Genomic DNA, 12,948 nt, shown 5'->3' on the forward strand with positions numbered 1-12,948 from the left:
TTCAGAACTATAATGAGTATTTTTCTTAATGGTTTTTAATCCTTCCGGGCCGAAGGCTTTATATTTACGTATCCATCCCTGAATACTACTTGGATGTAATCCTAATTCTCTGGCTATACCTATTTGAGATATATTTCCATTTAAATACTTTTCTATAAATTTAAATTTAATTTCATATGATATCTTAGCTTTTCTTCCCATAAAAATTGCTCCCTCTATAGTAATGATAGTTTTATTATTTTAACTGTCTACTATAAAGGGAGCATATCAATGCACATTCATCTGCTATTTTATTATTTTTTATTGAGAAGCTAGAAAGAAAAAGTTTATTTTTTATTTAAAGATAGTCTTTTAGAAGAAGAGAATAAGATAATTGATTATGAGATAGGGGGAATAGAACCTATATTAGTTTATTGGGTATATAGGAAGGAAATATCTTTGTAAAGAACAAGAATGTTAGTGGAATTATTGATTTATGTTATAATACAAGACAAAAGAAAGCTTAAAAAGTCGGGATATGAATTTTTCATGATAGTAAGATTAGGTTAACGAATTGCAATGGGAGGGTAAAAATTATGGAATGGATTGAAAGCATTAGAGAAGCTATTTCTTATATTGAAGAGAATATTACGGAGGATTTATCCGTAAATGAAATTGCAGATAAGGTAAATATTTCTCCTTTTTATTTTCAAAAAGGATTTGCAATGTTATGTGGTTATTCTTTAAGTGAGTACATTAGGAGAAGAAAACTTACACTTGCCGGCAGTGAGGTTTCATCCACTAATGAAAAAATAATAGATATCGCAATAAAGTATGGATATGATTCTCCAGACAGCTTTACTAAAGCATTTATAAGGTTTCATGGAGTTACACCATCTGCTGTTCGTAAGGAAGGTGCAATGATAAAATCATTTGTTCCCCTTAAAATCAAATTTTCATTGGAAGGTGGATATATTATGGATTACAAAATAGTTGAGAAAGATAAGTTCAAGGTTATAGGAGCTTTTAAGAAATTTAAATATGATTCGGCATTTATGGAGGTACCTGCATTTTGGAATGAGCATATTTCACAAGGAAAATTAAAAGAGATATGTGGAATGTATGGTGTTAATATTGATGTAGAAATGGGTGGGGATGAATTTGAGTACCTTATTGCAGAGGATTATTCTAAAGAAAAAGAAGGAATGGAAGGATATGTAGTTAAAACAATTCCAAAGTTTACTTGGGCTATTTTCCCTTGTTATGGACCAATGCCATCATCAATTCAAGAAGTTAATAAAAAAATATTTGCAGAGTGGTTACCAAACTGTATAGACTATGAAATTGCTGCAGGGTATAATATAGAAATGTATAGTGATCCAAGTGAGTATGAAAAAGGGAATTTTGATGAAAACTACTATTGTGAAGTTTGGATTCCAGTAAAGAAAAAGTAGTTCCAAGAATAATAGATTACATTGATATAAAAATAATAAGCTGTATGTGAAAGCATATGGCTTTATTTAAAAGAATATTTAAATAAAGATTATGATAATGCTAAATTTGATATTTACATTTCATTAAAGTAATTAAGGAAGGAAGTTACAGGTATATGCATGAGGTAATATCAAAAGGAATACTATCTAGTAATAATGGAATGAATATTTATAGGGGATGTACTCATGGATGTATATATTGTGATGCACGAAGTCTTTGTTATGGAATGAATCATGTCTTTGAAAATATAGAAGTTAAAGTTAATGCACCACAGTTATTAGAGGAGGCACTTAAGAAAAAAAGGAAAAAGTGTGTTATTGGAACAGGGGCAATGAGTGACCCATATATTCAATTAGAAGAAAAGCTTCAAAATACAAGAAAATGTTTGGAGATAATTGAAAAATATGGATTTGGATTAGCAATACAAACTAAATCTAGCAGAATATTAAGAGATTTGGATTTGTTGAAAAGTATAAATAATAAATCAAAGTGTATTGTACAGATGACATTAACAACTTATGATGAAGAGTTATGTAAAATAATAGAGCCTAATGTTTCTACTACTAAAGAACGATTTGAAGTGTTAAAGGTAATGAGGGATAATGATATTCCTACTGTTGTTTGGTTAACGCCTATTTTACCTTATATAAATGATACTGAAGAAAATATAAGGGGAATATTAAATTATTGTGTAGAAGCTAAAGTTAAAGGAATTATAGTATTTGGTATTGGATTAACATTAAGAGATGGAAATAGAGAGTACTATTATAAAAACTTAGATAAGAATTTTAAAGGATTAAGAGAAAAGTATATAAGTAAATATGGTAATAGTTATGAAGTAGTAAGTGAAAATCATGAAATATTAATGAAAATTATTAAAGAAACTTGTGAGAAGAATAATATTATTTGTGGAGTAGAAGAGGTTTTTAAATATATGAAAACTTTTGAAGAAAAAAATAACGAAATTCAAGTAAGTTTTGATATATAGTGTTAGTTTAATATGGTTATAATTATTATTAAGTTAAAGACAATAGAAGATTTTAATGTAGAAATAGATAAAGCTATTAGGTTTAAAGTTCCTAATAGCTTTTTATTTGGTTGCTTAATTTGTAAAATCAGTAAGGTTACCAATATCAAAATTACCATTACCAGAAAGACCGCTAATTAGCCCAGCAATGTTAGAGTTAGAAAAGTTGGAGTTAGAAAGTGTATTAGAACTAAAGTTGCTATTATTAAAGATACTATTGTTAGATCCGCTATCATTACACCAACCAGTATTAAATCCACTACAGCGATATATATTGTTATAGTCTCCGAAAAAGCTACCTGGACCAAAGCCGCCGCCACCAAATATTAATAAAATTGCTAGTATATAAAAAAAGGAGTTACCAAAGCCTAATACACCATTGCTGTAGCCTTCACAAGGGTTACAGCAGTTGTTATTACAGCAAGATGATTCTTTATTACAATAATGTCTTGACATGTATCTCATCTCCTATCATTAGATTGTATAATATATAATATTTAGAAAATGAGAGTTTGTTTAAGTTAAATAAAAATATTTTTTATATGGAACCTTAGAGAATTATAAAATTAAAAATTTAGCTATATAGAACATAGCAGTAGAAACACGGAAAGGATATGTAAAAATAAAATTATTAATTAATAAGTAAATGTATATAAATATATATATGAATGTTAAGGTTAGTTGATAGAAAGTAATTAATAATTTTAATAAGATAAATATAGGAGGTATGAAAAGTATGATTAGTAGGAATTTGAAGAGTCTAAGAAAAAAGAATCAATATACGCAAGAGGAAATAGCTGAGAAGATTAATGTTTCTAGACAATCGGTAGCAAAATGGGAAAATGGAGAATCTAATCCAGATATAGAGAGTTGTATAAAGCTTGCAAATTTATATAACGTTAAATTAGATGATTTAGTTAATCACTCAGAAGAAGAAACAGGAATTGGAGTACCACCTAAAGGAAAGTTCTTCTTTGGATCTGTTGTAGTTGGAGAAAGGGGGCAAATTGTGATTCCAAAGGAAGCAAGAATTGTATTTAATATAAATGCAGGTGATAAATTATTGATACTAGGAGATGAGGAAAGAGGCCTTGGAATTGTTCATCAACGTGATTTAATAAATTTCGTGGGAAATATGGGATTAGCCATGAAGGATGAATAAGTTAAACCATATAAAGGATGGTGAAAGATATGAGTAAAATAGTTTTTTTCTGTATTCCTGCACATGGACATACTAATCCAACAATAGAAGTGATTAGAGAGTTAGTAGCTAGAGGAAATGAAGTAGTATATTATTCATTTAAAGAGTTTAAAGACAAAATTGAATCTGCAGGTGCAAAATGTATTTGTTGTGATAAATATTTACCAGAACTTAGACCAGAAGATGAGAAGAAAGTAGGAAAGGATTTTCCAGCTTTAATAGAAATGATTGTAGACACTACTTTAGCTTTAGATAAAAAGGTTTGTGGTGATCTTGATGTATTTAAACCAGATTGTATTGTATCAGATTCGTTAAGTTTTTGGGGAAAATTATTTGCACAAAAATTAAATATTCCATATATATGCTCTACAACAACATTTGCTTTTAATGAGCATACAGCAAGGATGATGAAGCAAGGTTTAAATGAAATAATGCGTATGATTTTTGGAATGGGAAGGATTAATAAAAAAATAGAGCTTTTAAGAAAGCAAGGATATGATGTAAAGAATTTTATTTCTATTGTTAACAATGATAATGATACAAATACTATTGTATATACATCAAAAGAATTTCAACCTATGGTAGAGACTTTTTCTAATAAGTATTATTTTGTAGGGCCATCTGTAGCTAATACTATAGTTGAGATTAAGGAAAGAAATAGGAAGAGAATATATATTTCGCTTGGGACAGTTAATAACAAAAATATTAAATTTTATAAAAATTGCATAAAGGCATTTAAAGATACTAGTTTTGATGTAATCATGTCTATAGGGAATAGTACTAATATTAAAAATTTAGGAAATATACCTAGTAACTTTAAGATTGAAAATTCTGTTGAACAAATTAAAGTGCTTCAAGAAACAGATATATTTATTACTCATTGTGGAATGAATAGTATTAATGAGAGTTTATATTATGGAATTCCCATGGTGCTATTTCCACAACATTCAGAACAAAAAATGGTAGCAGAGAGAGTTGAGAAGTTTGGGGCAGGAGTTATGTTAAAAAAAGATAAGCCAGAATATATTAAATCTGCAGTTATTAAAGTTATTAACAGTAATGAATATAAAGAAAATTCAAAGAATATATCAAAAAGTTTTCATAATGCAGGTGGAGCAAAGAGAGCAGCTGATGTAATATTAAAAATTATAGATGAAAGCAAGTAAATTAAGTTGTAGTTTTAGACAGTATGTAAAAAAATATATATAATAACATACTGTCTTTTTATTTCAACTTAATAGGTAATTTAAATTTTTCCTATTTTATTTTCATAAGAATATATCCAAAACGATTGTAAAAATAATATAAAGCTACAAATCCACACAGCTTTAACACTTAAAGCAAGAGATATTAAAGTTCCGGGAATAGCACCAATTGCAAAAGAAAAAGTAAGAACTGTAAAAGTGATTAATTTTTTAAAAGATTCCTTATTTTCTATATCTAATGCATCAAATAAAAACAACCCAACACTTCTAATATTTCCGGTACATATTGTTGTATTGAATGGAACACCAAGACATGTTCTAAATAAGCATAATTGATATCCCATAAAAAAAGAAACAAGATTCGTAACTATAATATCTGGAAAAGAAGTAGGAAGCAATCCTATTATAAATAATGAAATTGCTTCTAATATAAGGGCAAACTTTCTCCAGTCTCCTTTAAAGTTAAAATTTATAAGTATAGTTTCAATTAATTTGCTAAATGCAGCACCTAATATACAAGTTAAGATTGGAATAAAATAATGTAGTGCCTCTAGCCATTCTCCAAGTGCAATATTAATTCCAAATTTAGACATATTGGCAGTGTGCATATTAGCCAATGTATTATTTCTTGTGATGTAGGTGTAGCCATTCATATATCCTCCAACAAAAGTTATTATCATTATAAATAATGGCCTTTCAAATGGAGGTGTTTTGTGTGTTTTATGATTATTATTTTTCATATAAATTCACCTTTAAGATCTAAGTATTTCTATCAATGACGTATATAGTATGCCCTATATCAGAAAAATATCTTTAGTATTTATACACTAATATCATTATTTTTATCAATGAAAATAGTATATAATAAGATGTAAGACTAATGTATATAGAAATGAGGACAAAGGATGGCTAAGAAGAAACGTAAAAACAATACAAAAAAACCAATGGTAAAAAAAGAAAATAATATTAAAGAAAAAGGTCCTTTTAAGACATTTATAAGTAAGAAATATGTAAAAATTACATTGCATATTATTACAGCAATAGTTTGGGTATTATTTTTAATAGATTTTTCAAGTTTTAAAAGGCTAGGAACATTTCCTAATGCAATATTATCAATTTTAGCATTAGCAACATTACTTTTAGAATGGGAAGTTATAAATGGTAAATAATATACATTTTAATTGTAAGTATAATATAAGTTTTTTAGGTTAATGAAAATGGTGAGGTTATAAATATGGATTATGTTAAATACATAAGAAAAAAAGTAGGTCATGATTCAATAAACTTAACAGGTGTAAATGTATTAATAATAAATGAAAATAATCAAATATTATTACAAAAGAGGGGAACATTTCCTTATAAGTGGGGATTAATAGGCGGAATTACGGAACTAGGTGAATCACTTGAAGCAACTGCAATTAGAGAAGCAAAAGAAGAAACTGGTTTAGATATAAATGAATTAAGGCTTTTAGGAACAACTTCGGGAAAAAATTGTTTTATTGAATTTCCACATGGAGATAAGGCATTTTTTATAACAATAGGATATGTATGTAAAAGTTATAGTGGTAAATTAAGTATAGATAATTTTGAAACTAAAGATTTACGTTTTTTTGGTTATAATGAGTTACCAGAAAATATACCTAGAAGTCATAAGGTATTTATAGAACAATATTACAATTTATAAATAGTTATAAATATAAGTTATTAGGAAAACAAGCCTAATAACTTTTTTTTATTATGATTCTTTCATAAATATAGGTGATAAATTCTTGTAGAGGTATAGAAAATCCAAAAGAGAAATGAAGTGAATTTTATAGGTAACATATGATAAAAAAGGTTTAATTTAAATTTTAATTACATTAAAGAATATATTATACTATAAGTTATATAATTAAAGAGTTTATTGTATAATACGAGAGAAATTTTAAAAATAAGTTCAATATAAGCAAATTTATGTGAGAAAATTGTAGAAAAATGAAGAAAAAGACAGGAGGTGTTTATAAAGTAATTAAATGAATTTTTATATACAATTTATATCATATATAGTTTTTATAATACTAGATGTATTATTTTATAATGTTTATGTGGACTTAATATAAATTATATTAACTTAAAATAGGGGAAAGGTGTGAAGTGATAAGAAGAGAATTTGGTGAAAAGTATATGTAGAAAGTATAAAACTATATCAGATTAAGGAGGAAGGGATACTAATGAAAAAAGTGATAACAGGAACACTGATAACTGCTATGATTTCAAATAATGTTGCTTATTGTGATATTAGGCAAGGCGAATTATCGGATAAAAATTAAACTGTAGAAATAACACAATCTATAGATAATGAAACTGAAGCAAATCATGAAAGTGGATTAGAAGAGATAAATAAAGATTCTGAAGTAATCCAACCAAATGAAGAGATAGCTGAAGTTAATCCGGAAACTGAATCCATAGGAAAAGAAGGGCATATATCAGATGCTAATGAAGATACTCAATTAACCAAGCTAATGTAGGAATTGACTTAGATGGATCTACTGTAGAAATGGAAAATATAAAAAGTGAAAACCATAAATATAGTGGAATAAGAGTGAAAAATGGCTCAACTCTTACATTAAAAGGAACAAATACTCATAAAAATGATAAAGTAGATGTTCAAAATATAACAAAAACTGGAGAAAATCCTAATAAGATAGATGATGTTGAAAAGCAATATCTTGAAATTGGTACAACACAGAGTGACTCAAATACAACTTCAGGAGTAGTAACAACTACAACAACAAATTATAGGGCTAAGGTTGTAAATGTAGAAACTTTTGATGAACTAAAAAATGCTATAACAGTGGCAAATTCAGTTGTAAATATAACTAAAGATATAACTTTAACTGATAATTTAAATATAATAAAAGAAAATATAACTATTAATGGTAATGGAAATAAACTTGATTTAAATAATACTACAAATAAGGTAGTAGTTAAATCAACAGCAACAGGTACTGTATTAAATAATCTAAAGGTTGTAAATTATGAACAAATAGGAATAGCAGTAGATAATGCTAAAGATGTAACTTTAGATACTGTAGAGGTTATTGGTACACCTAATAAAAGTACAGTAGGAATAGATTTAGCAGGTGCTACGGTAAAAATTAATAATATAAAAAGTGAAAATCATAAAGAGGCTGGAATAAGAGTAAGAAAGCAATCAACAGTTACATTTGAAGGAAGAAATGTTCATAAAAATGATAAATTTGCAGTTAAAGATGTTGTTTTAAACACAGAAGGTGAAAACAAAATCTTAGGTGTTACTGAGCAATATATTCAAACATCTGAAACAACAGAAACAGATAAGAAAAATACATTTTATAGTTTTAGAGAAATTATAAATGTAAATAACTTCACAGAATTAGAGGCCGCAGTAGCAGTAGATAACTCAATTATAAATATAAAATCAGATATTAAATTAGATGAAGAATTAATAATAACAGGTAAAAATATAACATTTAATGGAGAAGGAAGAAATTTAGATTTAAGTACTGGTAAAAAGATAACAGTAAAGCAAGCAGCAGAAGGTACTAAATTAAGTGATATCAATATTAATAATTATGGGTCACAAGCTATATTCTTATATAAAACTAATAATATAACATTAGAAAATATAAACTTAACAGGTGATGGAAGTAAGAGTTTAGTGGCAATAGATCTTAACGGCTCTACTGATATAAAAATAGAAAATGTAACAAGTACAAATCATAAAACTGCTGGAATAAGGTTAGGAAGTAAGTCAAGTGTTGATTTAAATAATATAAGCCTTACAGGGGTTAAGGGTCAAAATTCAACTGGTATAGAATTATCTGATTCTAAAGCAAGAATGAATGCTATAAAAAGTAGCAATCATAGCTGCGCAATTACTTTAAAGAATGAATCTGATGTAGAGTTCGTAGGTGGAAATACTCATACTGATGATAAAGAGATAATTAAAGTTGTAGTAGCTACTGGAGAAAAACCAAGTGCAATAAAGGATGATACTAATCAATATCTTCAAACTTCTCAAGGAACTCAAGGTGGTACAGGCACACAAGAAATATATTATGGATTCTTTGAAACTAAGGAAGTAAACACGGTTGATGAGTTAATAACTGCAGTATCACAAAGTAATAGAATTATAAACTTAAATCAAGATATTGAATTAAAAGAGGAACTTCAAATATCAGGACAAAATGTAATAATAAATGGTAACAATAGAACTATTACTTTAGCTGAGGGGAAAAAGATAACAATTAAATCAACAGCAACTGGTTCTAAGATAAGTAAAGTAAAGATTAAAGGATATACATCACAGGTGTTATTAGTATATAATGCAAAAAATATAACTTTAGAAGATATAGAGTTAATAGGAGATGGTGCTAAAAGCTCAGTTGGATTAGATATTGCACTTGACTCTACTGTGAAAATTCAAAATATAATAACTTCAAATCATAAACAAAGTGGAATATTAGTAAGGGATGGAGCAGAAGTTGAGCTTTTAGGTGGTAATAAACATACAAATGATGTAGATGACCTTATAAGCTTAGTTAATAATGGTAAAAACAACAATAAAATAATAGATAAGACTAATCAATATAATAAAACAGATGAAAAGAAAGATGCTTCAGGAAACGTTAGAGAATATTATAATATCCGTAAGGTTGAAAATGTAACGACATTTGAACAATTGAAAAAAGCTGTTGAGTTAAAGAATGTAGCCATATCTATAGCTGGAGATATTACATTTACTGAAAATTTAGATATATCAAAAAGTAGTGTTACAATTTATGGTAACAATCATAAATTTGATTTAGCTAATACTTATAGCTTTAAAGTAAGTGGAAAAGATACAACATTAGAAGAAATTGAAATTACTAACTATAAAACAACTGGATTAAGTGTATATACGGCAACAAATACAACTTTGAAAAAAGTTAAGTTAACTGGTAAGAGTATAGATTTACCAAAAGAAGAAAGAAGTACAGTTGGAGTAGATATATATAAATCTACAGTTAAAATTGATGAAATATCTAGTAGTAATAACTTATATAGAGGTATTCAAGTTAGAGGCGAATCAACTGTAGAAATTTTATCTAAAAATGTTCATACTAATGATACTGTTCATATGCAAACAATAAAAGAGAAGAACGAAAAAGATAGTACAATAATAGACAATCAAGGATTATATGTACATGGAACTGAGAAAGATAGTAATGGAAAAGCTACAGTAGACTATTTCTCAAGAGTAGATGTTAATATAAAAACAGCTGAGGATTTTGTAAAAAATATAAGCAACAACGGTAATGTATTGCATATTAATAATGATATTACAATTGATGAAAATGCCTTAAGTATTTTAGGAAGTGATGTTAGTGAATTAGAAGTTAGTTCTAATATAACTATTGAAGGTCAAGGTAATGTCATTGATTTAAATAAGCTGGCAAGTATAACTCTAAAAGGAAATGATATAGTATTAAAAGATTTAACAGTAAGAAATTCTACAGATATAGGAGTTAATATTTATAATTCACGTGATATACTTCTTGATACTGTAAATATAGAAAATTCAACTAGATACGGTATATTTGTTAATGGTAGTACGGTTAATTTAAAGGATTGTTCTACTAAAGACAACAACAGTGGAATAATGATTACAAGATCAAGAACTCTTAGAGGAGATAAAGATATAGATTCGCGTGTAGAAGTAATTGGTTCTATAAAACAAGAAGAGTCTAATATAAATGTTGGAGTTACTAACTTAGAGATGCTTGATGGACATTTCCAAAAAAATGAGTTTATTGTACCTAATGGTATATATAATAAATACGAAAATGATATGGAAGAAAAAGTTCTAAGTGAGTATTATCTTAATTTATTTGGAATAACAGGAGAAGAGCGTAATAAAAAGTATAAAGAGCAGACAACTGACTATATAATTATTCAAACAGTTATAAATGCTAAAGAAAATACTGAAGTTAAAAATCCTGATGGAACTTATGTTAGATTAGCTGGGGATGGAGTTACAGATGATACTGAAAACCTAAAGAAGCTTATAGAATATGCTGCTTCACATGGTAGAGAAATTTATTTCCCAGAAGGAATTTATAAAATAACAGACGATATTGATTTATTAACAATAAATCTTCCTGCATTATCAAACTTTACGTTAAGTGGTGATAAAGATGGACTAGCTATATTTGATGGTAGTTCAAATCCAGATAGAATGTTAAAATTAGAAAATGCAGAATATAAGTCAAATATGAACTATGTTAACATAAATAATATAGTATTTAATAATATTGGTTTAGAATTTAATGGACCATATAAAAAAGGTATAACTTTAAATAATAATGTGTTCATGAATGGTAAATATACAAGAGTAAAGAATGCAGCAGGCGAAATAACTAAGGTTACAATGGAACCATATATAACTGCAAAGAACAGTAAGTTTGTAATAGAAAAGAATTCCTTCTTAAGAGGAAATAACTATCCAGGTAGAGGAATAGCAACATATAGAAGTAAAAATACTACTATAAAAGATAATTTCTTTGGAAGATTAGAAGGTATTAGTGATGCTGCACAAATGTTACCAGATGAGGTTATAAATAAATTAAATCTTATACAAGTTGAATCACAATTAGATTTTAATGATGATTTAAAGGTAACTGGTTCTCAAGGAAACTTCTTTACAGCTATAAATAATGAAAGATACGATGAAAAAGTTACTATAGCAAATAACTATTTTGATATGGATAAAACTAGAAATATCAATAGTGACTTTGGAACAGATGTCTTAGTATCAGGTATTAATGTTGCAGTAGATGGACAAAGAAGAGACCATATAATATATTCTAAGGGATATAAGAACTTAAATATATATGGAAATTACTTCAAGGGTATGGAAAATGGAGCTGCTGGAGGATTAAAAATAAGAAATGGTGAAAATGCATATATAGGTTCAAATCATTTCTATGATGTACCAGTATTAACTTATATATATGGTGATTTAACTCAAGAAGAATGTATACTTTATAATACAACTATATATAATAACTTATTCCACCAAGTTACAAACTTTGGAGGACAAGGTACAGGAATATTATATTACCAAAGCTTTAGAGATGGAGATGACTTAAGTTTTAAAGTTACTAATGCTGATGGAACTACAGGAACAAATACATGGAATGATGCTTTTGGAGATGTTCAAAACTTCGTAATATATAAAAATCAGTTCTTAAGCGATGATAGAGATCAAATAACAATAAGTGGTAGAGCACAACAAGCATATAAGAATGGAGAATTTATAGCTTCTGGAAATACATATGTTGAAAAAGATATTACAGTTGGATATAATTCAGGCAATCTTACTTTAACAGAATCAACAGAAGATTATGCATTATCAAAAGTAAATGATGGATATTCAAAATACAAAGATGTAGAAATTCCATTAGCTCCTGCAACTGTTGATTATAAATATTTAAATGAAGAAATAAATAAAGCAAATTCATTCTATGATAAAATAGTTAATGAAAATCTAATTGGTATTTTAGGTGGACAATATCCAGAAGAGGCTGTTAATGAATTAAAAGATTTAATTTCAGAAACTGAAGAATTAATTAAAACAAACTCATTAAATCAATGGGAGACCAATAGTAGATTAACACTTATTCAAGAAACTTTAGAAAAGTTAAAGGCAAGTGTAAATGATAAAGGTGAATCTCCTGTAGTTGATGAAATTACTAATATTACAATTGAAGTAGGAAATACTTTTGACCCAATGGATGGAATTGTAATTACAGATGATCGTGATACTATAGATGATTTGAAAGTTAATGTTGATTTAGGAAACTTTGACAACAATACTCCAGGTAAATATATAATTAAATATACTGTTGAAGATAGAGATGGAAATATTACTGTAGTAGAAAGAGAAGTTACTGTAATAGGTGAAGACGAAGCTAATAAGGATGAGTCTAATAAAGATGAGTCTAATAAAGATGAAATTAACTAATATTATATATTAACAA

10 protein-coding genes are annotated in these 12,948 nt (G+C 27.4%); 7 read left to right on the forward strand and 3 right to left on the reverse strand.

The window, feature by feature from the left end; translation table 11 throughout:
* Nucleotides 1-201, reverse strand: a 201-nt coding sequence (locus TY07_RS15865) for a helix-turn-helix domain-containing protein (RefSeq protein ID WP_042402411.1), incomplete at its 3' end; no start/stop codon positions are given.
* Between the two features lie 374 nt (nt 202-575).
* On the opposite strand from TY07_RS15865, the gene TY07_RS15870 reads away from it, so the two are divergent.
* Nucleotides 576-1,433, forward strand: coding sequence for an AraC family transcriptional regulator (locus TY07_RS15870; protein WP_042402414.1), 858 nt, complete (start codon nt 576-578; stop codon nt 1,431-1,433).
* A 155-nt stretch (nt 1,434-1,588) separates the two neighbouring features.
* Entirely contained in the window at nt 1,589-2,461 is an 873-nt protein-coding gene (locus TY07_RS15875; RefSeq protein WP_042402417.1) for an SPL family radical SAM protein, read from the forward strand.
* A gap of 114 nt (nt 2,462-2,575) precedes the next feature.
* Here TY07_RS15875 and TY07_RS15880 read toward each other — a convergent pair whose 3' ends face one another.
* Nucleotides 2,576-2,956: a hypothetical protein gene (locus TY07_RS15880; protein WP_042402421.1), complete on the reverse strand. Its 381-nt coding sequence runs from the start codon at nt 2,954-2,956 to the stop codon at nt 2,576-2,578.
* 280 nt (nt 2,957-3,236) lie between these two features.
* On the opposite strand from TY07_RS15880, the gene TY07_RS15885 reads away from it, so the two are divergent.
* Both TY07_RS15885 and TY07_RS15890 read left to right on the forward strand, forming a co-directional pair.
* Nucleotides 3,237-3,662 carry a helix-turn-helix domain-containing protein gene (locus tag TY07_RS15885; RefSeq protein ID WP_042402425.1) on the forward strand — a complete coding sequence of 142 codons (426 nt, stop codon included), beginning with the start codon at nt 3,237-3,239 and terminating at the stop codon, nt 3,660-3,662.
* Nucleotides 3,663-3,691: 29 nt separating this feature from the next.
* Nucleotides 3,692-4,867: a macrolide family glycosyltransferase gene (locus tag TY07_RS15890; RefSeq protein ID WP_042402429.1), complete on the forward strand. Its 1,176-nt coding sequence runs from the start codon at nt 3,692-3,694 to the stop codon at nt 4,865-4,867.
* Between the two features lie 80 nt (nt 4,868-4,947).
* On the opposite strand, the gene TY07_RS15895 is transcribed toward TY07_RS15890, so the two are convergent.
* On the reverse strand, nt 4,948-5,646 hold the full coding sequence (locus TY07_RS15895; protein ID WP_042402432.1) for a YoaK family protein: 699 nt from the start codon (nt 5,644-5,646) through the stop codon (nt 4,948-4,950).
* A 165-nt stretch (nt 5,647-5,811) separates the two neighbouring features.
* On the opposite strand from TY07_RS15895, the gene TY07_RS15900 reads away from it, so the two are divergent.
* From TY07_RS15900 to TY07_RS15910, 3 genes are all read left to right on the forward strand, one after another.
* On the forward strand, nt 5,812-6,075 hold the full coding sequence (locus TY07_RS15900) for a hypothetical protein (RefSeq protein ID WP_042402435.1): 264 nt from the start codon (nt 5,812-5,814) through the stop codon (nt 6,073-6,075).
* Between the two features lie 65 nt (nt 6,076-6,140).
* Entirely contained in the window at nt 6,141-6,590 is a 450-nt protein-coding gene (locus TY07_RS15905; RefSeq protein ID WP_042402438.1) for an NUDIX hydrolase, read from the forward strand.
* Between the two features lie 852 nt (nt 6,591-7,442).
* Complete coding sequence (locus tag TY07_RS15910; RefSeq protein WP_042402441.1) at nt 7,443-12,932, forward strand: right-handed parallel beta-helix repeat-containing protein; 5,490 nt, start codon at nt 7,443-7,445, stop codon at nt 12,930-12,932.
* The last annotated feature ends 16 nt before the right edge of the window (nt 12,933-12,948 follow it).

It is taken from the genome of Clostridium saudiense (assembly GCF_000577815.1).
In the GTDB taxonomy this organism is placed as follows: Bacteria; Bacillota; Clostridia; order Clostridiales; family Clostridiaceae; genus Clostridium; species Clostridium saudiense.

Bases quoted from the DNA above. Each gene is read 5' to 3' on its own strand.
- TY07_RS15890 (WP_042402429.1), top strand. From the start codon at position 3,692: ATGAGTAAAATAGTTTTTTTCTGTATTCCTGCACATGGACATACTAAT.
- TY07_RS15910 (WP_042402441.1), top strand. From the start codon at position 7,443: ATGGAAAATATAAAAAGTGAAAACCATAAATATAGTGGAATAAGAGTG.
- TY07_RS15870 (WP_042402414.1), top strand. From the start codon at position 576: ATGGAATGGATTGAAAGCATTAGAGAAGCTATTTCTTATATTGAAGAG.
- TY07_RS15905 (WP_042402438.1), top strand. From the start codon at position 6,141: ATGGATTATGTTAAATACATAAGAAAAAAAGTAGGTCATGATTCAATA.
- TY07_RS15880 (WP_042402421.1), bottom strand. From the start codon at position 2,956: ATGTCAAGACATTATTGTAATAAAGAATCATCTTGCTGTAATAACAAC.
- TY07_RS15900 (WP_042402435.1), top strand. From the start codon at position 5,812: ATGGCTAAGAAGAAACGTAAAAACAATACAAAAAAACCAATGGTAAAA.
- TY07_RS15875 (WP_042402417.1), top strand. From the start codon at position 1,589: ATGCATGAGGTAATATCAAAAGGAATACTATCTAGTAATAATGGAATG.
- TY07_RS15895 (WP_042402432.1), bottom strand. From the start codon at position 5,646: ATGAAAAATAATAATCATAAAACACACAAAACACCTCCATTTGAAAGG.
- TY07_RS15885 (WP_042402425.1), top strand. From the start codon at position 3,237: ATGATTAGTAGGAATTTGAAGAGTCTAAGAAAAAAGAATCAATATACG.